General features: G+C 68.3%; 14 protein-coding genes. 7 read left to right on the top strand and 7 right to left on the bottom strand.

What is annotated here, in order from left to right:
- Positions 1 to 19 precede the first annotated feature (19 nt).
- Positions 20 to 777 (top strand): IS5 family transposase gene (locus DB459_RS21700; RefSeq protein WP_253707673.1). Its coding sequence is split into 2 segments (ribosomal slippage): positions 20 to 350 and positions 350 to 777, totalling 759 coding nucleotides; the frame shifts between segments, so codons are not numbered across the junction.
- A gap of 177 nt (positions 778 to 954) precedes the next feature.
- Here DB459_RS21700 and DB459_RS21695 read toward each other — a convergent pair.
- On the bottom strand, positions 955 to 1,908 hold the full coding sequence (locus DB459_RS21695; protein WP_253707670.1) for an AEC family transporter: 954 nt from the start codon (positions 1,906 to 1,908) through the stop codon (positions 955 to 957).
- Positions 1,909 to 2,131: 223 nt separating this feature from the next.
- Here DB459_RS21695 and hspQ point away from each other — a divergent pair, with 223 nt between their 5' ends.
- Entirely contained in the window at positions 2,132 to 2,464 is a 333-nt protein-coding gene (hspQ, locus tag DB459_RS21690; protein WP_253707668.1) for a heat shock protein HspQ, read from the top strand.
- A gap of 136 nt (positions 2,465 to 2,600) precedes the next feature.
- On the opposite strand, the gene DB459_RS21685 is transcribed toward hspQ, so the two are convergent.
- Complete coding sequence (locus tag DB459_RS21685; protein ID WP_253707666.1) at positions 2,601 to 3,374, bottom strand: invasion associated locus B family protein; 774 nt, start codon at positions 3,372 to 3,374, stop codon at positions 2,601 to 2,603.
- A 318-nt stretch (positions 3,375 to 3,692) separates the two neighbouring features.
- Between DB459_RS21685 and DB459_RS21680 the strand changes: the two genes are divergently transcribed.
- From DB459_RS21680 to DB459_RS21670, 3 genes are all read left to right on the top strand, one after another.
- Positions 3,693 to 5,486, top strand: a complete 1,794-nt coding sequence (locus DB459_RS21680; protein WP_253713657.1) for an extracellular solute-binding protein — start codon at positions 3,693 to 3,695, stop codon at positions 5,484 to 5,486.
- 109 nt (positions 5,487 to 5,595) lie between these two features.
- Positions 5,596 to 7,116: a class I adenylate-forming enzyme family protein gene (locus DB459_RS21675; protein ID WP_253707664.1), complete on the top strand. Its 1,521-nt coding sequence runs from the start codon at positions 5,596 to 5,598 to the stop codon at positions 7,114 to 7,116.
- A gap of 111 nt (positions 7,117 to 7,227) precedes the next feature.
- A complete protein-coding gene (locus tag DB459_RS21670; RefSeq protein ID WP_253707662.1) occupies positions 7,228 to 8,472 on the top strand; it encodes a GGDEF domain-containing protein in 1,245 nt (414 codons plus the stop codon).
- 143 nt (positions 8,473 to 8,615) lie between these two features.
- Here DB459_RS21670 and mfd read toward each other — a convergent pair whose 3' ends face one another.
- Positions 8,616 to 12,134: a transcription-repair coupling factor gene (gene mfd, locus DB459_RS21665; RefSeq protein WP_253707660.1), complete on the bottom strand. Its 3,519-nt coding sequence runs from the start codon at positions 12,132 to 12,134 to the stop codon at positions 8,616 to 8,618.
- Complete coding sequence (locus DB459_RS21660; RefSeq protein WP_253707658.1) at positions 12,131 to 12,421, bottom strand: succinate dehydrogenase assembly factor 2; 291 nt, start codon at positions 12,419 to 12,421, stop codon at positions 12,131 to 12,133. The genes mfd and DB459_RS21660 overlap by 4 nt, the downstream gene beginning before the upstream one ends.
- Before the next feature lie 251 nt (positions 12,422 to 12,672).
- Between DB459_RS21660 and recG the strand changes: the two genes are divergently transcribed.
- Entirely contained in the window at positions 12,673 to 14,775 is a 2,103-nt protein-coding gene (gene recG / locus DB459_RS21655) for an ATP-dependent DNA helicase RecG (RefSeq protein ID WP_253707656.1), read from the top strand.
- A 30-nt stretch (positions 14,776 to 14,805) separates the two neighbouring features.
- On the opposite strand, the gene DB459_RS21650 is transcribed toward recG, so the two are convergent.
- From DB459_RS21650 to glmU, 3 genes are all read right to left on the bottom strand, one after another.
- Entirely contained in the window at positions 14,806 to 15,594 is a 789-nt protein-coding gene (locus DB459_RS21650) for a DUF502 domain-containing protein (RefSeq protein ID WP_253707654.1), read from the bottom strand.
- 147 nt (positions 15,595 to 15,741) lie between these two features.
- The gene (gene glmS / locus DB459_RS21645) at positions 15,742 to 17,568 is read right to left on the bottom strand and encodes a glutamine--fructose-6-phosphate transaminase (isomerizing) (RefSeq protein ID WP_253707652.1); all 1,827 of its coding nucleotides are present in this window, start codon (positions 17,566 to 17,568) and stop codon (positions 15,742 to 15,744) included.
- Positions 17,569 to 17,711: 143 nt separating this feature from the next.
- A complete protein-coding gene (gene glmU, locus DB459_RS21640) occupies positions 17,712 to 19,076 on the bottom strand; it encodes a bifunctional UDP-N-acetylglucosamine diphosphorylase/glucosamine-1-phosphate N-acetyltransferase GlmU (RefSeq protein WP_253707650.1) in 1,365 nt (454 codons plus the stop codon).
- 290 nt (positions 19,077 to 19,366) lie between these two features.
- Here glmU and DB459_RS21635 point away from each other — a divergent pair, with 290 nt between their 5' ends.
- Positions 19,367 to 20,644, top strand: a complete 1,278-nt coding sequence (locus DB459_RS21635) for a hypothetical protein (RefSeq protein WP_253707648.1) — start codon at positions 19,367 to 19,369, stop codon at positions 20,642 to 20,644.
- The last annotated feature ends 163 nt before the right edge of the window (positions 20,645 to 20,807 follow it).

Raw genomic sequence — 20,807 nt, 5'->3', positions numbered from 1 at the left:
CTGATTCGGAGCTGACCAAATGCGCCGCTACGCCCTTCGGGACGATCAATGGGATAGGATCAAGGATATTTTGCCCGGACGTGAAGGGCATGTAGGGGTCACGGCCAAAGACAATCGGCTGTTTGTAGAAGCGGTGATCTACCGCTATCGAGCCGGGATCCCTTGGCGAGATTTGCCCGAACGCTTCGGCGATCCGATCAAGATACATACGCGTTTTTCGCGCTGGACGAAGAGCGGGGTGTGGAAGAAGCTGTTTAAGATGCTGGCGAGCGATGCCGACAATGAGTACGCGATGATCGACAGCACGATCGTGCGGGCGCATCAGCACAGTGCCGGCGCACAAAAAAAGACGGCGAAAACCAAGCTATCGGGCGCAGCAAAGGCGGGCTGAGCACCAAGATCCATGCGCTTGTCGATGCCCTGGGCAATCCGCTGGACTTCATCCTGACGCCCGGCCAAGCCCATGATCTGGAGGGCGCCGATGCACTGCTGCCCGACATGGCGGCCGACGCCTTATTGGCAGACAAGGCCTTCGACGCCGACGAACGGGTGATTGCCCCTTTGCTGGCACGGGGAAAGTCGGTCGTGATCCCGCCCAGGCGCCACCGGCAGCTCCAGCGCGATTTCGACAAGCACGCCTATAAGGCACGCCATCTCATCGAGAATTTCTTCTGCAAGCTCAAGCAATACCGCGCCATCGCTACCCGCTACGACAAAACCGCCAGAAATTTCCTCGCCGCAATCAACCTCGCGGCGGTTATCATCTGGCTCAATTGAGGACAGGCCTTAGTGTCCTGCCTCCGAATTACCGCTTCATTTGCCTCACCCTCGCACGGTCATTCGGAGACATCGGGACACTAGCAAAATCAAAACGCTAGTGCGGCTTATGTCTCGCAATTGCCTACAGGGGCTTGCCGCAAAGGGCATAGGCAATTGCGAGACGCCACACTAGGTTCAGGGCAGCGCGATCTGCCCCGTCTTCAGCGCCCACATCACGCTGGTCAGCGTCACCACCGACACGAAGGTGCCGAGCAGCACGGCCGCCGAGGCCGGCTCGACCCAGGCGTTGTATTGCCGGGCGATGACGAAGACGTTGAGCGCCGGCGGCAGCGAGGCCATCAGGATGGCTGTCGCCGACCACTCCGGCACGAACGGGCCGAGCAGCAGCAGCAGGCCGTAGACGATCAGGGGGTGCAGCACCGTCTTGATCGCGATCAATCCCGGCACTTCCCAGGGCACCCGCTCGAACGGCCGCAGCGCCACCGTGACCCCGAGCGCGAACAGCGCGACAGGCGCCGCCGCCGACTGCAGGAATTGCAGCATGCTGTCGATGGCGACCGGCGGCTGAAAATGACTGGCCGCGGCGATCGCCCCGCAATAGGCGGCAACGATCAGGGGATGCAGCAGAATCTGCTTCATCACCGAGAACACGGTGTGCGGCAGCGAGCGCGAGACGCCGGCGCCGAGCGCGGTCAGGGCTGGCGCCAGCGAGAACAGCAGGATGGTGTCGAAGCAGAAGATCAGTGCCACCGGCGCGGTCGCCTTGACCCCGAGGGTCGCCAGCGCCAGCCCCGGTCCCATGTAGCCGATGTTGCCATAGCCGCCGGCGAGGCCCGCCATGGTCGCCTCGCGCAGGGTCAGCCGGCCGATCAGCCGGCCGCCGATCGCGGCGAGGCCGAAGGCGATCGCAGTGGCCGTCGTGGTCGCCACCACGAAGGGCAGATTGTTGAGTTCGGCAAACGGGGTCTTGGCCAGGATGCGGAAAAACAGCGCCGGTAACGAGACGTAGAGCAGGAAGAAATTCATCCAGGCGAGCCCGGCTTCGGGCAGTCCCCTGAACTTGCCGCAGGCATAGCCGACGAAGATCAGCCCGAAATAGGGCAGAGCCAGATTCATGATATCTATCATGAGGATAGGTAGCGCTTTGGCGATTCTGGATGAAGTCGTTAAGGGGCCCTTCGGCGACGGGACGCGGGCGCAGCCCTAGCCCCTAGTGTGGCGTCTCGCAATTGCCTACCGCCTTTGCGGCAAGCCTCATCTGACGCGCGTTCGAAGAACTCGCTGCAATATTGAAACGAGCGTCAGATCCACCGCACTAGCATCCCCGGCGATCCTGGTCTATTCGACGATCATGATCAAAGCGCGTACCGCCAAGTTCCAGATCGGCCAGATCGTCCGTCACCGGATCTTCTCATTCCGCGGCGTGGTGTTCGACATCGATCCGGAGTTCAACAACACCGAGGAATGGTGGCTGTCGATCCCGGAAGACGTCCGGCCCCGCAAGGACCAGCCGTTCTACCACCTGTTCGCCGAGAATGCGGAGAGCGAATACATCGCCTACGTCTCCGAGCAGAACCTGCTGCCCGACAATTCCGGCGAACCGATCCGCCACTCCCAGGTGGCCGAGACCTTCATCAGGGACAGGACCGGCGGCTATCGCCCGCGCAACTCCACGCTGAATTGAAGCGCTGAGCTGAAGCGATGGCGCGCCGGGGCGCGCCCTCGCCCCTTCGGCCGCCGCCGCTCGGCGATCCGCCGGCCAAGAAAAAAGGCGCGCATCGCTGCGCGCCTTTTTTCTTCGTCTTTGATGGCGTTGTCGCTTACTTCGGCGGCGTCGCGCTGGCGGCCGGCGGCTGCGCCGCCTCGAGCTTGGCGCGAGCCTCGTTGGCGCGCTTCTGCAGCTCTTCCTGAAGCTTCTTCTGATTTTCCTCGAAGACCTTCGGGTCGGTCGGCGGACCGTCATAGGCCTTGGCGAACTCGCCCAGCGGCAGCGGCAGGGTCAGCGGCGCGCCGTTCGAGTTGATGGCCTGAACGACCAGGTTCTGGCCCTTCTTCATGTTCGCGATCAGATCCGGCGTCGCCTCGTAGTCGGACATGCAGCCATTGGCGAAGCAGATCACATAGGGGCTCTGCATCGGCGCATTGTTGTCGACGATCACCCGGGTACCGTGGACGAGCTGCATGCCGAGCGGCAGCGTCACGCGCAGGATCTTCTTCGGCTCGCCTTCCGGCTCGATGATCACCGCGGCGACCACGGGCTGGCCGGACTCGATGCGGCCATCCTTGCCGGTGAAGCAGATCTGCTTGGCGTTGGCGTCCTGGCCCTTGAGGCAGAACTTGGTCCAGGGGGCGTAGATCAGCTGGACCTGCTGGTCAGCGGGCTGCTGGGCCGGAGCCGCGGGCGCTGCCTGCTGCTGCGGTGCGGCGGCCGGAGCGGCCTTCGGCGCCGCCTTGGGAGCGGCCTTCGGGGCCACCTTGGGAGCCGCGGGGGGCTGCTGGGCAGAGGCGGCCGAAACGGTCATTGCCGCGGCCGCCAGCGCCGCCAAAACCCGCCCGCGCGGCAGGGCCTGCGCGGCGAAGAGTCGAAAATTCATTGCGGAAGACCCTTTCTAAATCGTGGTATCGAAACCGCTGACGCCAGCGAACATCCCCCACGATCGGCGGCTGTCTCGGTGGCAAATAAGGCTATAGCGTGACCGGGCGAGGCGCCCTCGTCGCCGCGCTTTCATACAGCCACAGGCGAAAAGATCAATGGCAGCGGCCCGTTTTGCCTGCGACAGGCACGGCTTTCTGCCCCATGTTAATGTCAGGACGTGGCCACCTCCGAATCGCTCCACGCCGCTACGAAAGCACCTGCCCGGCGGCGGCTTCGTCTCCGCCCCGGCAGCACTTGGACTGCGACCGCGGCCGTCCTGGCGCTGATCGCCTCCTGCCTGAGCGCCACCACGGCCTCATCCGAGCCGATGCACGGCATCGCCATGCAGGGGACCCCGGCACTTTCCGCCGGTTTCGTCCATTGGCCCTATGCCGACCCCACAGCGCCCAAGGGCGGCCGTCTGGTGTTCGGCCTGATCGGCACCTTCGACAGCCTCAATCCCCTGATCGTGCGCGGCCTCGCGGTACAGCAAATTCGCGGTTATGTGATCGAAAGTCTTCTGACCCGCGGCCAGGACGAGCCCTTCACGCTGTACGGATTGCTCGCCGAGAGCCTGGAGACCGACGACGCCCGCAGCCATGTCACGTTCCATATCGATCCGCGCGCCCGCTTCGCCGACGGCAGGGCGGTCGAGGCCGACGACGTGCTGTTCTCGTGGCGGCTGCTGCGCGACCACGGCCGGCCCAACCACCGCATGTATTACGCCAAGGTGGCGCGGGCCGAGGCCCTCGACCGCCTGACGGTGCGCTTCGACTTCGGCGGCGCTCCCGACCGTGAATTGCCGCTGATCCTCGGCCTGATGCCGATCCTGCCGAAGCATGCCGTCGACGCCGATCGTTTCGAGGAGACGACGCTCGCAGCGCCCCTCGGTTCGGGCCCCTACCGCGTCACGGCCGTCAATCCGGGTGCCAGCGTAATGCTGAGCCGCAACCCGGACTATTGGGGACGCGATCTCGCCGTGAACCGGGGCCTGTGGAATTTCGACGAGGTCCGCGTCGACTACTTCCGCGACGCCAACGGGGCGTTCGAGGCTTTCAAGCGCGGCCTCGTCGACATGCGGGTCGAGACCGATCCGCTGCGCTGGCACGAAGGTTACGACTTTCCGGCGGCGCGCCGCGGCGAGGTGATCCGCGAAGAGATCAAGACCGGCCTGCCGGCGCCGTCCGAATTCCTCGTCTTCAACACCCGCCGCGCCATCTTCAGCGATATCCGCGTCCGCCAGGCCTTGACGCTGCTGTTCGATTTCGACTGGATCAACCGCAACTACTTCTTCGGGCTGTACAGCCGCTCCGGCGGCTATTTCGCCTCGTCCGAACTCTCCGCCTACGGCATCCCGGCCGGCCCGCTCGAGCGGCGACTGCTCGGCGCCTTTCCCGAGGCGGTCGCGCCCGCGGTCCTCGACGGCAGCTTCCGCCTGCCGGCGAGCGACGGCTCGGGCCGCGACCGCGACAATCTCCGCGCCGCGCTCGCCCTGCTGGCGGCGGCCGGCTATGAGCTCAAGGGCACCAGCTTGCGCAATCGCGCCACCGGGGCGCCGCTCGCCTTCGAGCTTCTCGTCACCACCCGCGAGCAGGAGCGCATCGCCCTCGCCTTCCAGCGCGATGTCCGCCGCGCCGGGATCGCGCTCAATGTGCGCGTGGTCGATGCCGCGCAGTTCGAGCAGCGCCGCCTCGCCTATGATTTCGACATGATCCAGAACCGCTGGGACCAGTCGCTGTCGCCCGGCAACGAGCAGAATTTCTACTGGAGCAGCGCCGCTGCCGACACGCCGGGAACGCGCAACTACATGGGCGTTCGCGAGCCCGCCATCGACGCCATGATCGCCGCCATGCTCGAGGCTCGCGGCCGGCCGGCCTTCGTCGCCGCGGTCCGCGCCCTCGACCGCGTCCTGATGTCCGGCTTCTACGCCATCCCGCTCTTTGACATCGACAAGCAATGGATCGCCCGATGGAATCGGATAGAACACCCAAAGGCCACGGCGTTGAGCGGCAATCTGCCGGAGACGTGGTGGCAGCGGCCCCCATCCGCCGCGAGTCAGCGCGCCAACTGAGCGCGGCTGCCGGGGCGGACGGCCGGGTCGGGGCTTGAGCGGAAACGCAATATCCTCCGGATCGATTCACCGGATCATTGCCATTCCGCCGGATCATCGGACGCATCGGGTGTCGGAACGCAGCGAAGCTAAATCCGGATCTTCAGGCGCGCCGCCGGCGCCGCCTTCGCTCGACGACATCTTTCGCCGCAGCGTCGCGCGCCAGCCCCACGTGCCCGCGCTGATCGATCCACCGGACAAGCGCCGGATCACCGGCGAAGCGCCCACCGCCCTCACCTACATCGAGGCCGACCGCGCCGTCACCGCCCTGGCCGGCCAGTTCATCGCCGCCGGCCTGCCGGTCGGTTCGGTGATCGCCATCCAGCTGCCCAACACCATCGAATTCCACCTCACGGTGCTCGCGGCGATGCGGGCCGGGCTGGTCGTGGCGCTGCTGCCGCAGCTCTGGCGCCAGGCCGATCTTTCGGCGGCGCTCAACCGCACCAGCGCCCGGGCGATCGTCACCGCCGCCGGCATCGACGGCGTCGATCATGCCGACCTCGCCATGAATGCCGCGGTGGAAGCGTTCTCCATCCGCTGCGTGTTCGGCTTCGGCCGCGATCTGCCCGAGGGCATGATCCCGCTCGACATCCACGCCGCCCCGGATGGCGCCGCGCCGCTGCCGCTGCCCGACGCCCGCCGCACCGCCCTGATCAGCTTCGACGTGACGCCGGAGGGGCCGCGGGCCATTCCACGCAGCCATTTTCACCTCACCGCCGGCGGCATCGCCATCTTCCTCGAAGCGGGCGTCAGCCCGGGCGGCACACTGGTCTCGGCGATGCACCCCTCGTCCTTTGCCGGGCTGTCGTCGTCGCTGGTGACGTGGCTGCTGAGCGGCGGCACGCTCGCCCTGCACCACCCCTTCGATGCGGATCTGCTCTGCCAGCAACTGGCCGAGGAATCCTGCACCACCCTGATCGCGCCGGCGCCGTTGCTGATGCGCCTGACCGAGAGCGGCGCGCTGGCGGATCTGCCGTCGCTGCGCCAGGCCATCGGCCTGTGGCGCGCGCCCGAACAGGTGCTGTCGAGCGCCGAATGGCGCCACGGCGCCGCGACACTGACCGACGTCTACCTGTTCGGCGAGATCGGGCTGTTCGGCGCGCGCCGGGCCGAAGACGGCCTGCCCGCCGTGCTGCAACCCGGGCCCTTTGGCGCGCCGCGCGACCTGCCCGGCGCGACGATCGCCGGCGACACCATCGTCACGCCGCGCGGCACCCTGGGGCTGCGCGGCCCGATGGTGCCGATCGCCGCCTACCGGCCGACGGCCGATTCACCTGCGGCCCGCTCGGCGCCCGCCGATCATGTCGACACCGGTTATGCCGCGCGGCGCGACCGCGCCACCGGCGCGCTCTGCATCACAGCGCCGCCCTCGGGCCTGATGGCGGTCGGCGGCTATCGCTTCCTCGCCAACGACCTGCAGGAATGGGCCAAGCGACTGGCCCAGGGCGCGATGCTCACGGCGCTTCCCGACCGCATGAGCGGCTATCGTCTCGCCGGCCGCGCCAGCGACAATGCCCGGGCCCGCGAGGCCTTGGCCGCCCTGGGGCTCAACCCGCTGATGGTCGAGGCCTTTCGCGATCGCTCAAGCTAGTGGAGTGAAAGCGCAAAGTTGCGCTTTCCTGTTGACGCGCCATTAAGGCTGCGGCGCTAACCTGCGGGCCTTCGTGATCGCTTGCGCCCAGAGCCGTTCGCCGCCTGCACCATGTCGCAACAAGCTCCCCTTCTGCGGATCGGCCGCCCCGACGACGGTTGGTCCGTCGCGCTCAACGCGCTGCAGACGTTCCCCCTGATCGAAGCCACCTGGGATGAAGCGCTACAGGCGCTGGCACGGGTGCAGCCGGCCGCCGTGCTCGTCACCGACAACGAGGCCGATGCCGCGACCGTCGCCGCATTCGCCTCGGCCGTCGACGCGCTGGCGCCCTATGTGCCGCTGATCGCCGTCAACCCGACGCCCGGACAATGGGCGTCCAATCTCATTCCCTTCGCCGCCCCCAACGGCCTTGCGCGGCTCGACGCCCGTCTGACGGCGGCACTGCGGGTGCGCACCCTTCATGCGGCGGTGCTCCGCCGTCACGCCGGCGCCGATGCCTTGCCCGCCCTGCCCGACAGCGATCCGCTCGCCGATGCGAGCGTCCTGCTGCTCGGCCGCGGCGCGTCCTACCCGGCGCTGTCGATCGCGCTCGGCGAGCGGGTCGGCGTGATCGGCGCGCTCAGCATCGAGATCGCGGCCAAGCACCTCAACAGCCGCGACCTCGATGGCATCGTCGTCGGCGACGGATTCAGCCCGCGCGTGGTCGAAGCGTTCCTGACGGTGCTGGCGGACGATCCGCGCTTCCGCGATCTGCCCGTCGTGCTGACCGGCTCGGCCGCCGCCTTCGCATCCTCCGCGCAACTCGCCAATCTCGAACTCGCCAGCGGGCCGGCCGCCGAGATGGCGGCGCAGTCCCTCGGCCTGTTCCGGCAGCACGCGCTGGCGGCGCGGCTCGGCCGTGCGCTGCAGTCTCTCGAGGCCGGCGGCCTGCTCGACCCGCGCACCGGCCTGCTCCAGCCCGAGGTGTTCGAACGCGATTTCGCCGCCGCCGCGACCGACGCCCAGCAACGCGGCGCGAGCCTGTCGGCCGCGCGCTTCGCCTTCGACGGCGCCGCCAACCGGATGCTGTTCGACGCCGCCCGCATCCTCAGCCGCCTCAAGCGCCAGGCGGACTTCGCCTGCATGCAGAGCGACGGCAGCCTGCTCGTCGCCTTCACCGAGACCGAGCTGCGCACGGCCCACATGATCGCGCGGCGGCTCGCCAGCGTCATGCGGCATACCCTGCACGGGCTCGGCCGCGACAAGGGCGTCGAGCCCCACGTCACCATCGTCACCCTGCTGCCCAAGGACAGCGCTGCCACCATGCGCGCCCGCCTCGAAGGCGACAGCCGGCCGCAGCGCCAGGCGGCGTCCTGACGGATGTAATGCGCCAGCTGCCACGCTGGCCATGACGAACTGCTGATCCTTCGCTCGTCACGCCCGGCACAAGGCAAGCACACGGCCGGGGCGTGACGACGGCTATGTGGTCGCCCTCGATGACCGACCGCTGCCCGTCGCCCTCACGCCGCCTTGCGGCCCTCGGCGAGATCGGCGAGATCGCGCAGGATGGTGGTGGCGCCCTCGATCCGCTCGTCCGGCGTCTGCCAGTCCTGGAGGAACACCACCTTCATGTCGGGCCGCACCTTGGCGGCGGCGCCATGACGACGGATGAAACCGACCAGGCGATCGGGATGGGCGAAGGAATTGTCGCGGAAGGCGATGACGGCGCCCTTGGGACCGGCATCGACCTTCTCGACATTGGCGCGCCGGCAATAGGCCTTGATCGCCACCACCTTGAACAGGTAGCGCACCTCGTCGGGCAGCGGCCCGAAGCGGTCGCGCAGCTCGGCGCCGAAATCGGCGATCGCCTCGTCGCTGTCGAGGTCGGCGAGGCGGCGATAGAGCGACAGCCGCACGGCGAGATCCTTGACGTAGTCGTCGGGGATCAGCACCGGCATGCCGAGGGTGATCTGCGGCGACCAGCGATCGGCGACCGGCTCGGTGATGCCGGCCTTGAGGCTGGTGATCGCCTCCTCGAGCAGTGACTGGTAGAGCTCGAAGCCGACTTCCTTGATATGGCCGGACTGTTCCTCGCCGAGCAGGTTGCCCGAGCCGCGGATGTCGAGGTCGTGGGAGGCGAGCTGGAAGCCGGCCCCGAGGGTATCGAGCGACTGCAGCACCTTGAGGCGGCGCTCGGCCTGCTGCGTGATCTTGTGCTGGACCGGGAGGGTGAACAGCGCATAGGCGCGCAGCTTGGAGCGGCCGACCCGGCCGCGCAGCTGATAGAGCTGGGCGAGGCCGAACATGTCGGCGCGATGAACGATCAGCGTGTTGGCGGTCGGAATGTCGAGGCCGGATTCGACGATGGTGGTCGACAGCAGGATGTCGAACTTGCCGTCGTAGAACGCCGACATGATGTCCTCGATCACGGTCGGCGGCATCTGGCCGTGGGCGACGGCGACCTTCATCTCCGGCACGTGCTTGTCGAGGAAATCCTTGATCTCGGCGAGATCGTCGATCCGCGGGCAGACATAGAAGGACTGGCCGCCGCGATAACGCTCGCGCAGCAGCGCCTCGCGGATCATCAGCGGGTCGGACGGCGCCACGAAGGTGCGCACCGCGAGGCGGTCGACAGGCGGCGAGGCGATGATCGACAGGTCGCGGACGCCGGTGAGCGCCAGCTGCAGGGTGCGCGGTATCGGCGTCGCGCTCAGGGTCAGGACGTGGACTTCGGCCCGGAGCTGCTTGAGCTTTTCCTTGTGGCTGACGCCGAAATGCTGCTCCTCGTCGACGATCAGCAGGCCGAGGTCCTTGAACTTGATGGCCTTGCCGAGCAGCGCATGGGTGCCGACGACGATGTCGACCGTGCCGTCGGCGAGTCCCTTCTTGACCTGATTGAGCTCCTTGGCGCTGACGAGACGCGAGGCCTGCGCCACCGTGACCGGAAAGCCGCGGAAGCGCTCGGCGAAGTTCCTGGCATGCTGGCGGGCGAGCAGCGTCGTCGGCACCACGACCGCGACCTGCTTGCCCTGCAAGGCGACGGCGAAGGCGGCCCGCAGCGCCACCTCGGTCTTGCCGAAGCCGACGTCGCCGCAGACCAGGCGATCCATGGGCTTGCCGGTTTCAAGATCGTGCAGCGTGGCGTTGATGGCGGCGAGCTGGTCCTCGGTTTCCTCGTAAGGAAAGCGCGCGCAGAATTCGTCGTAGCTGCCCTGCGGCGCCTCGCATTTCGGCGCCTCGTGCAGGAAACGCTCGGCGGCGATGCGGATCAGGTCGGCCGCGATCTCGCGGATGCGCTTCTTCAGCTTGGCCTTGCGCGTCTGCCAGCCGGTGCCGCCGAGCCGGTCGAGCTCGACATCGGTCTGCTCCGAGCCGTAGCGCGACAGCAGCTCGATGTTCTCCACCGGCAGGAACAGCTTGGTGTCGGCGGCATAATGCAGCTCGAGGCAGTCATGCGGCGCGCCGGCGACGTCCAGCGTCTGCAGGCCGACGAAACGGCCGATACCGTGTTCGACGTGGACGACGAGATCGCCGGTCGACAGGCTGGTGACCTCGGAAATGAAGTTCTCGAGCTTGCGGCTCGCCCGTCGCGGCCGCACCAGGCGATCGCCGAGGATGTCCTGCTCGCTGATGACCGCGATCTGGGCGGACTCGAAGCCGCCCTCGAGGCCGACCACCGCCAGCGTCGTCTCGTTGCGCGGCGTCGCCTGCACCGTGCGCCAGGAATTGACGCTGGTGAGGTGAATGAGCTTGTGGTCGCGCAGCATGTTGGCCATGCGCTCGCGCGAGCCCTCGGTCCACAGCGCCACCACGACCTTCTTGCGCGCCGCCTGCAGCGCCTGGATGTGGGCGACCACCGCCTCGAACACATTGACGCCGGCATCTGCGCGCTCCGGCGCGAAATTGCGCCCCTGGCGCAAGCCGGCATCGAAGACGTGGCCGCCGTCTTCCGGCACGGCGAACGGCGTCAGCCGCGCCAGCCGCGCCGCTGCGAGGCGGCTGCCCCACTCCTCGGCTGTGAGATAGAGGCGATCGGGCGGCAGCGGCTTGTACACGGCGCCGCCGCCTGGGTGTTCCAGCGCCTCGCGACGCGCATCGTAGTAATCGGCGATCTGGGCGACGCGCTCGCGCGCCGCCTCCTCGCTCTGAGGCTCGATGGCGACGGCGGCGCCGCCGAGATAATCGAACAGCGTCTCCATCCGCTCCTGGAACAGCGGCAGCCAATGCTCCATGCCGGGATGACGACGGCCTTCACTGACCGCTTCGTAGAGCAGGTCGTCGCGGGTCGGCGCGCCGAACTGCGCGACATAGCCCATGCGGAAGCGGCGGATGGTCTCGGTGACGAGCTGGAATTCGGCGACCGGCACCAGATCGAGCGCGCGCATGTCGAGCAAGGTGCGCTGGGTCTCTGCGTCGAAGGTGCGGATCGATTCCAGGGTGTCGCCGAAGAAATCGAAGCGCACCGGCTGGTCGAGGCCGGCGGGAAACAGGTCGAGGATGCCGCCGCGCACGGCATATTCGCCGGATTCGCGCACCGTCGAGGAACGGCCGTAGCCGTTGTGCTCGAGCCAGGCGACGACGGAATCCATCGAGACGGCATGGCCCGGCGCCACCGACAGCGCCTGGGCGGCGATCACCTCCCGCGGCGGCACCCGCTGCAGCGCCGCGTTGATCGTGGTCAGCACCACCAGCGGCTTGTCGCTGCCGCGCAGCCGCGACAGGCGCGCCAGCGTCGTGACACGCTGGGCGACGATGCCGCCATGGGGCGAAACGCGGTCATAGGGCTGGCAGTCCCAGGCCGGGAACTGCATCACCGACAGATCGGGAGCGAAGAACTCCAGGGCGCGCGCCAGCTGCGCCATGCGGGGTCCATCGCGGCAGATCACCGCGAGGCTGACCGCCGACGGATGGGGCCGGGCCGCCAGGGCGCGGGCAAGATCGGAGACGATCAGCCCCTCGCCGCCTTCGGCGACGTTGGCGAGCGTCAGCGGCTGCCCGGGCGCCAGCAGTTCGGCCGGCGAGCGCACCTGTTTGCTCATAGGCCGGGACTCACAGCCCCGAAGGCCTTGATGCGCAGGAAGAGGCCGTTGGCGAATTCCTGCGGAATGGGCCCGGTGCCGGACAGCGCCGCATAGAGCTCGGGCTCGGGCAGTTCGCCGAGCCTTTCCAGCTCGTCGAGTTCGGCCTCGCTCAAGCCGGCGATATGGGCGTCGGCAAAGCGGCCCATGATCAGGTCCATCTCGCGGGTGCCGCGATGCCAGCAGCGGTACAACAGCCGCTTGCGCCTGTCAGTAAGCCCTTCGCTCGACCGTGTCGTGCCTGTCATTGGTCCCATCCATGCAACGCCGAAAGCCCGGACGTGCCGGGCGGGCCTGATATAGCGTCGCGGGCCGCCGATGTCAGCTCCGATATCGCCTCGAAAATCTCCCCTGCCGCCGCGCGGCCGCCATTCTTCCGTGCCTGATGCGGCCGCACCACGGGATCACCGCTGCGCCCGTCATCGCCAGCCTGTTGCCCCCTGTTGCCGCTCCGTGCCAAAGCACGGCGTGGTCCGCCCTGGCACCTGATTCGAGTTCGATGCGCCCACAACGCCTCAATCCGCTGTTCGTGCCGGTCACCAGCCTGACGGGTGTCGGGCCGAAGCAGGACAAGCTGTTTCGCTACCTGCTCGGCTGCGACGACACCCCGCGCCTGGTCGATCTGCTGCTGCATCTGCCGGTCAGCATCATCGACCGCCGTGCCCGGCCGAAGATCAAGGATGTGCAGCCCGGCACCGTGGTGACGCTGGAGGTGACCGTGGACCGCCACCGGCCCTCGCCGCCGGGGCGCTCGCGGGCGCCCTATCTCGTCTATGCCAGCGACGAGACCGGCGACGTCGTGCTGACCTTCTTCCGCGCCCAGCGCGACTATATCGAGAAGCTGCTGCCCAAGGGCGAGCGGCGCTACGTCTCCGGCACCGCGCAACTGTTCGACGGCTCGCTGCAGATCGTCCATCCCGACCGCATCGTCGACGAGGCCGGTCTCGCCAAGCTCGCGCTGATCGAGCCGGTCTATCCGCTGACCGAAGGCCTTGCGCTGGGCGCGCTGCGCCGTGCCGTCGGCCAGGCCCTGCAGCGCCTGCCGGAGCTGCCGGAATGGATCGCGCCGGAGGTGCTGCGGCGCTGCGGCTTTCCCTCCTTCGCCGAGGCGCTGCGCCATCTGCACGCGCCGAATGTCCCCGACGACATCCTGCCCGAGCGGCCCTACTGGTCGCGCCTCGCCTATGACGAATTGCTCGCCGGCCAGCTCGCGCTCGCCCTGGTGCGGGCGCAGCTGCGCCGGCCAGCCGGCGTCCGCCATGCCGGTGACGGTCATCTGCGCCGCGCCGTCATCGACGCATTGCCCTACGCGCTGACGCAATCCCAGCGCGACGCCGCGGAAGCGATCGCCCGCGACCTCACCGAGCCGCTGCGGATGCTGCGGCTGCTGCAGGGTGACGTCGGCTCCGGCAAGACGGTGGTGGCGCTGCTCGCCGCCGCGGCGGTGGCCGAAGCCGGCGGCCAGTCGGCGCTGATGGCTCCGACGGAAATCCTGGCGCGCCAGCACCACAAGACCATCGCGCCGCTCGCCGCCGCCGCGGGAATGTCCGTCGCCATCCTCACCGGCCGGGAAAAAGGCAAGGAACGACGGGAGCTGCTGGCCCGCCTCGCCGAGGGCGAGATCGATCTCCTGGTCGGCACCCACGCGCTGATTCAGGACGACGTGGTGTTCAAGACCCTCGCCCTCGCGGTGGTCGACGAGCAGCACCGGTTCGGCGTGCGCGAGCGCCTGGCGCTGACCAGCAAGGGCAAGGCGGTGGACGTGCTGGTGTTGAGCGCGACCCCGATCCCGCGCACGCTGGTGCTGACCTATTTCGGCGACATGGACATCTCGGAGTTGCGGGAGAAGCCGGCCGGTCGCCAGCCGATCGATACCCGCGCCATTCCCGCCGGCCGGCTCGACGAGGTCATGGAGGCGATCGGCCGGGCCCTCGACCGCGGCGCGCGGGTCTACTGGATCTGCCCGCTGGTCGAGGAATCCGACAAGATCGACAACTTGATCGACGCCGAGCAGCGCTTCGCCAGCCTCACCGCGCGGTTCGGCGACAAGGTCGGTCTCGTCCACGGCAAGATGAAGGGCAGCGAGAAGGACCGGGCCATGGCCGCCTTCGCCGCCGGCGAGACCACGCTGCTGGTTGCCACCACCGTCGTCGAGGTCGGCGTCGACGTGCCGGCGGCGACCATCATGGTGATCGAGAATGCCGAGCGCTTCGGCCTTGCCCAGCTTCATCAGCTCCGCGGCCGCATCGGCCGCGGAACGGAGGCCTCCACCTGCCTGTTGCTCTACCGCGAACCGCTCGGCGAGATGTCGGCGGCGCGGTTGCGGGTGATCCGCGACACCACCGACGGATTCCGGATCGCCGAGGAAGACCTCCGCCTGCGCGGCGAAGGCGACGTCCTCGGCACCCGCCAGAGCGGCCTGCCCGGCTACCGCATCGCGCGGGCCGAGGTCCACGGCCAGCTCATCCCCCAGGCACGAGACGAGGCGCTGCGCATCCTCGAGGACAACCCCAGACTGGAGGGCGAACGCGGCGAGGCGCTGCGCTGCCTGCTCTATCTGTTCGAGCGCGACGAGGCGATCCCGCTGATCGGCGCCGGCTGAGGAAGGCCGGCGCGAACACGACGCGCGCCCTTACTGGCCCGGCGCCGCGGTCTTGCCGCCGCTTTCGCTGCGGGCTGCGAGACGTACCGCATTGGCCATCTCGGCGAGGGCCACCACCTTCTTGTCGACGGGGACGCCCGGCTGCACCACCCCCGCGGACATGATCAGGGTCGCGGCATCTTCCGTGCGCATGTCGATCTCGATGACGCTGGCCTTGGGTACGTAGAAGAAGAAACCGGTGGTCGGGTTCGGCGCGCAGGGCAGGAAGACCGAGATGTATTCCTGCTGGCCCGGCAGGCTCTTGGCGACGACATCGCCCGGCGGCTGCGAGATCAGTACGATCGACCACATGCCTGGCGACGGGAATTCGACGAGGCCGACCTTGCGGAAGCTCGAGCCGTTGCCCGAGAACAGGGTTTCGAACACCTGCTTGAGGCCGCGATAGATCGCCCGCACCACCGGCATGCGACCGAGCAGCCGCTCGCCGAACTCGACCAGGGTGCGGCCGATCAGGTTGCGGGTCAGGAAACCAAGCAGGGTCAGCGCGACAAATGCAATCACGAGACCCGAGCCGGGAATGTGCCAGGGCAGATAGGTCTCGGGGCGATAATCGACCGGAATGAACGGCCGGACGAAGCCGTCGACCCAGGTGACGAACCACCAGGTCAGATAGATGGTGATGGCGACGGGGCCGGCGACGATCAGGCCGGTGAGGAAGTTGTTGCGCACGCCCGCCATGAAGCCCGGCGGGGTTTCCGGCGCCGGATCGACAGGCGGCAGGTCGCCGCCCGAACCGGGCGGCTGTTCGTTGGTGGTCATTTCGTGTCCAGAATTGGGGGTGTCCAGGTCATCGCAGCGCGGCGCGCGGGATATCTTCGTGCGGCTTATAGCACGATTTCCGCGGCACCAAGACGACCCGTGGCGTGGTCGCGCCCCTCGGTCGCGCCCAAGCCCGGGGCGCCGGCCCTACTCGACGGTGACCGACTTTGCCAGGTTCCGCGGCTGGTCGACGTCGGTGCCCATGACCACGGCCGTGTGATAGGCCAGAAGCTGGACCGGAATGGCGTAGACCAGCGGCGTCACCATGGCGGGCATGTCCGGCAGGATGATGGTGACGAGGGAATCCACCGTCGCCTCGGCCGCCCCCTTGGCGTCGGTCATCAGGATGATCTTGGCGCCGCGCGCGGCGACCTCCTGCATGTTGGAGACCGTCTTCTCGAATACCCGGTCGTGCGGCGCGATGACGACCACCGGCATGTGCTCGTCGATCAGCGCAATCGGGCCGTGCTTGAGTTCGCCGGCGGCGTAGCCCTCGGCGTGGATGTAGGAGATTTCCTTGAGCTTGAGCGCGCCCTCGAGCGCCAGCGGATAGCTGGTGCCGCGCCCGAGATAGAGCACGTCCTTGCTCTTGGCGATGTCGCGCGCCAGCTTCTCGATCTGCGGCTCGATCGCCAGCGTCGCGGTCATCAGCCGCGGAATTTCGACAAGCCCGTGCACCAGCTTGGCCTCGTCCTCGTCGGACAACACGCCGCGCGCCTTGCCGGCGGCGATGGCGAGGGCGGCGAGCACCGCCAGCTGACAGGTGAAGGCCTTGGTGGACGCAACCCCGATCTCGGGCCCGGCCAACGTCGGCGCCACCGTCTCGCTCTCGCGCGCGATGGTCGAGGTCGCGACATTGACCACCGACAGCGTGTGGACGCCCTGCTCCTTGGCATAGCGCAGCGCCGCCAGGGTGTCGGCGGTCTCGCCCGATTGCGAGATCACGATGGCAAGATCGCCCCGGCGCAGCGGCGCCTCGCGATAGCGGAATTCGGAGGCGATATCGATCTCGACCGGCACCCGCGCCAGGCGCTCGAACCAGTATTTGGCGACATAGCCGGCATAGTTGGCCGTGCCGCAGGCGGTGATCGAGATCCGCTCGATATCGCGGAAGTCGAACGGCAGCTTGGCCGGCAGCGCGATCCGCCCGCTCGCCATGTCGACATAGCGCGCCAGCGTATGACCGACCACCTCCGGCTGCTCGTGGATCTCCTTGGCCATGAAGTGACGGTAATTGGCCTTGTCGACCAGCAGGCTCGAGGCGCCGGACTTGAGCACCTCGCGCTTGACGATGCCGTTGCTCTCGCTGCGGATCACCGCCGAGCTGCGGGTCAGCACCACCCAGTCGCCGTCCTCGAGATAGCTGATGGTCTCGGTGAAGGGCGCGAGCGCGATGGCATCCGAGCCGAGATACATCTCGCCGTCGCCGTAGCCGATCGCCAGCGGCGAGCCCTTGCGCGCGCCGATCATCAGATCGTCGTGCCCCTTGAAGAGAAAGGCGAGCGCGAAAGCGCCGCGCAGCCGCGGCAGCGTCGCCTTGACGGCGTCCTCGGGCGAGAGCCCCTTGGCGAGATAGGACTCGACGAGATGGGCGACCACCTCGGTGTCGGTCTCGCTCTGGAAGTGCGCACCCTGCTTCTGCAAGACGTCGCGCAGTTCGCGAAAATTCTCGATGATGCCGTTATGGACGACGGCGACATTGGCCGCGGCGTGCGGATGGGCGTTGGCCTCGGTCGGCTTGCCGTGGGTCGCCCAGCGGGTATGACCGATGCCGGTATCGCCGAACAGCGGCGCCGCCTTGAGGCGCGCCTCCAGATTCTTGAGCTTGCCTTCGGCGCGACGGCGATCGATCTCGCCATGCTCCAGCGTCGCCACCCCGGCGGAATCGTAGCCGCGATATTCGAGCCGCTTGAGCGAATCCACCAGTTGGTCCGCGACCGGACCGCGCCCCAGAATTCCGATAATGCCGCACATGCGGGCTATTCTCTCCAGATCGGCTTGATTTCAGCTGAATCTCTTAGCGGGCTTTCGCCCGATCCGGCTCTCAACAATTGTTGCGGATTGACACAGGTTCGGCGGCGAGGCGGCAGCCGTGCACCTTGCCGATCCCATGGGTCTCATTCCGGCTTGCCGCGTCCCTTCCGGAGCGCGAGCTTCGCCTCGCGGAAGCGCTTGGCCCAGCCGTCGCGCCCGGCCTGGGCGTTGCGCTCCAGCGCCAGCGCATCGGCAGGCACGTCGCGGGTGATCACCGAGCCGGAGCCGATATAGGCCCCCGCGCCGATCGTGACCGGCGCGACCAAAGACGAATTGGTGCCGACGAAGGCGCCGGCGCCGATCTCGGTGCGGTGCTTGTCGAAGCCGTCGTAGTTGCAGGTGATGGTGCCGGCGCCGATGTTGGCGTTGGCGCCGACGTGGGAGTCGCCGAGATAGCTGAGATGGTTGGCCTTGGCGCCAGCCTCGATCACCGCGGCCTTGGTCTCGACGAAATTGCCGATCCGCACCCCCTCGCCCAGCTGGGTTCCCGGCCGCAATCGCGCATAGGGGCCGATGGAGGCCTTCGGCCCGACCGTGGCGCCGGTGAGATGGGAAAAGGCATGAATCACCGCGCCGTCGCCGACGCTGACGCCGGGGCCGAACACCACGAAGGGCTCGATCGCGACATCGAGACCGAAGCGGGTGTCGGCAGCGAGATAGACGGTCTCGGGCGCGACCATGGTGACGCCGGCCTCCAGCGCCGCACGCCGCAGCCTTGCCTGCATCACCGCTTCGGCTTCGGCGAGCTGCGCCTTGGTATTGATGCCGCGGACCTCGTCTTCGTCGGTCTCGATCACGACGGCCTTGAGCCCGCGGGCACGGGCGATCGCCACCGCGTCGGTCAGATAGAATTCAGCCTTGCTGTTGTTGGCATCGATGGCCTCGATGAGGCCGAGCGCGGCGCGACCGTCGAAGGCCATGACGCCGGCATTGCACAGCGTGATGGCCTTCTCCGCCTCCGAGGCATCGGCCTGCTCGCGGATCGCGACGAGCCGATCGCCCTCCGTCACCAGCCGGCCGTAGCCGGTCGGATCGGCCGCGCGGAAGCCCAGCACCACCACGGCGGCGCCCTCGACCAGCGGCGCGCGCAGGCGGGCGAAGGTCTCGGCGGTGATCAGCGGCGTATCGCCGAAGGCGATGAGCAGGTCGTCGTGGCCGGCGGCGATCGCCGCGCGCGCCGCCAGCACGGCATGGGCGGTGCCAAGGCGCTCCTGCTGGACGAAAATGCCGGCATCGCTGCGGGCCTTGCGCGCCGTCTCCGCCACGGCCCCATGGTCCGGGCCGACCACCACCGCGAGGGCCGTGCCGGCGCCCGCCGGCGCGGCCGACAGCACGTGAGCGATCAGCGGCCGGCCGGCGACCTCGTGCAGCACTTTCGGCAGCGAGGAGCGCATCCGGGTGCCTTCGCCCGCCGCGAGCACAATGGTCAGGTTGGTTCTGCCGGTCATGGGAGTCCTTCGGCCGAGAACGACGGTTATCCGGGCCGTCATAGCCGAGCCGTTCCGGCGACAAAAGGCCTTTACCACCCCGGACGGCCGGGCGGCGCGCGGCGGCGGTTCCTGTTAGTCTTTGCTCAGCGATTCGGGGGGCGGCGAAAGACGCGGTCATTCCGGGACGTTGCGTCCACCGTGTCTGTCACCGCGCCTGTGCGTTCGCGTCCCCCCCTTTCTCCGATCAGGACCACGAGCCGCCTCCGCCCCTGGTGCCGGAGGGCGGCCTCCGGACAAGTCAGTGCCGAATGGCTAAGGATGACACCGAGCTCGCCGAAATGACCGCCGACGACGGTCAAGGCTGGCTGTCCAATGTCCTGGCTGAAGAAGAGACGTCGAGCACCGGCGCGTTGTGGAAGCTGGGCTCCTGGGCCGCCGCCGCCATCGCTTCGCTCGTCATCGCTTTCTTCGCCTCCCATACCGTCGATGGCGCCCGCCGCGACCAGGTCGCCGCCGCCGAGCTGGTGCGGCAGGCCCGGCAGATCCAGTGGGTCGCCAAGGAGGGGCAGTCGGAAACGCGGCGGCTGTCGTCGGCCGTCGACACCCTCAACAGCGATCGCGACCGGCTTTACGCCCGCGTCACGGTGCTTGAGCAGGGGCTGGAATCGGTGACCGGATCGGTGGCGCGCCACAGCCCGCCCGCCTCCCTCGTGCTGACGGCGGCGAGCCAGCCGGTCAATCTGCTGCCACCGGCCGTCGTTGCCGCTCCGGCCGCCACCGCCGAGCGGGCGCCGCCCCCCCCGCCGGACAGCGCACCGAGCGCACCTGGAGCCACGGCCACCCCGCCCGCGCCGCACGAGCAGCTCGCGGCCACCACGATCGACGCGCCAGCCGATCCAGGCGCGCCCAGGCTCATCGAAGCCAGACCGGAAACCAAGCCCGAAGCCAAGCCGGAAGCCAGGTCGCTCCCGCCGGCGGCGAAGCCGGCCGACGCCGTTGAAACCGGGCCCGACAAGCCGGCGCCGGCCGCGGCCCTGTCCGCGCCGCCTCCCGTCGGGACGCCGCCGCCGGCCACTGTCACGGCCACGACGACGGCGCCCGCGGAGATCGCGGTGTCGCGGACGGAATTCGGCATCGACCTCGGCGCCGCCAGTTCGGTGGACGGCCTGCGCGCCCTCTGGCGCGGCCTGCTCAAATCGGACGCCGCGCTGCTCGCGCAGCTGCGGCCACTGGTTTCGATCCGCGAGCGCAACAATGGCTTCGGCATGCAGCTCCGCCTGGTCGCCGGCCCGCTCAACGACGCGGCGGCCGCCGCCCGGACCTGCGCCGCACTGGGCGGAAGCCGCCGGCCTTGCGAGACCACGGTGTTCGACGGTCAGCGCCTGACCATGAAGGCGGAAGCGCCGAGGGGCGAGGCGAACCCGGGCGAACATCGCGCCGCGCCGAGGTCCACCGCCAGGGGAACGAAACCAAGACACGCCTCGCACCGGGAGGAGCCGCCTCCCGCCGCCCAGCCCGAGCCCCAGGCCCAGCCGGAGCCGCAGACCAGCCAGTTCCCCGGCCTCACCTCGATCTTCCACCGCTGATCGCGCTCGCAGCCCCGGCGGCGAGGTTGCTCTCGGCGTCGTTCCGAACCATAGTCCAGTGCCCTCTTTCCGAAGTTCGTGCTACATTTGCGGCGACCTCTTACACGAACTTCGGAAAGCAAAGGGCACTAGCAAATTTATGATTCTAGTACCCTCTTGTTTC

The sequence above is a fragment of the Bradyrhizobium sp. WD16 genome, from assembly GCF_024181725.1.
Taxonomy (GTDB): domain Bacteria; phylum Pseudomonadota; class Alphaproteobacteria; order Rhizobiales; family Xanthobacteraceae; genus Bradyrhizobium_A.
The sequence above is the reverse complement of the archived record's forward strand: the minus strand, read 5'-3'. Positions and strand labels throughout refer to the sequence as shown.

Excerpts from the sequence above, each read along its gene's own strand:
- DB459_RS21685 (WP_253707666.1), bottom strand. The coding sequence starts at position 3,374 with ATGAATTTTCGACTCTTCGCCGCGCAGGCCCTGCCGCGCGGGCGGGTT.
- mfd (WP_253707660.1), bottom strand. The coding sequence starts at position 12,134 with ATGAGCAAACAGGTGCGCTCGCCGGCCGAACTGCTGGCGCCCGGGCAG.
- DB459_RS21695 (WP_253707670.1), bottom strand. The coding sequence starts at position 1,908 with ATGATAGATATCATGAATCTGGCTCTGCCCTATTTCGGGCTGATCTTC.
- hspQ (WP_253707668.1), top strand. The coding sequence starts at position 2,132 with ATGATCAAAGCGCGTACCGCCAAGTTCCAGATCGGCCAGATCGTCCGT.
- recG (WP_253707656.1), top strand. The coding sequence starts at position 12,673 with ATGCGCCCACAACGCCTCAATCCGCTGTTCGTGCCGGTCACCAGCCTG.
- DB459_RS21635 (WP_253707648.1), top strand. The coding sequence starts at position 19,367 with ATGGCTAAGGATGACACCGAGCTCGCCGAAATGACCGCCGACGACGGT.
- glmS (WP_253707652.1), bottom strand. The coding sequence starts at position 17,568 with ATGTGCGGCATTATCGGAATTCTGGGGCGCGGTCCGGTCGCGGACCAA.
- DB459_RS21670 (WP_253707662.1), top strand. The coding sequence starts at position 7,228 with ATGTCGCAACAAGCTCCCCTTCTGCGGATCGGCCGCCCCGACGACGGT.
- glmU (WP_253707650.1), bottom strand. The coding sequence starts at position 19,076 with ATGACCGGCAGAACCAACCTGACCATTGTGCTCGCGGCGGGCGAAGGC.
- DB459_RS21660 (WP_253707658.1), bottom strand. The coding sequence starts at position 12,421 with ATGACAGGCACGACACGGTCGAGCGAAGGGCTTACTGACAGGCGCAAG.
- DB459_RS21650 (WP_253707654.1), bottom strand. The coding sequence starts at position 15,594 with ATGACCACCAACGAACAGCCGCCCGGTTCGGGCGGCGACCTGCCGCCT.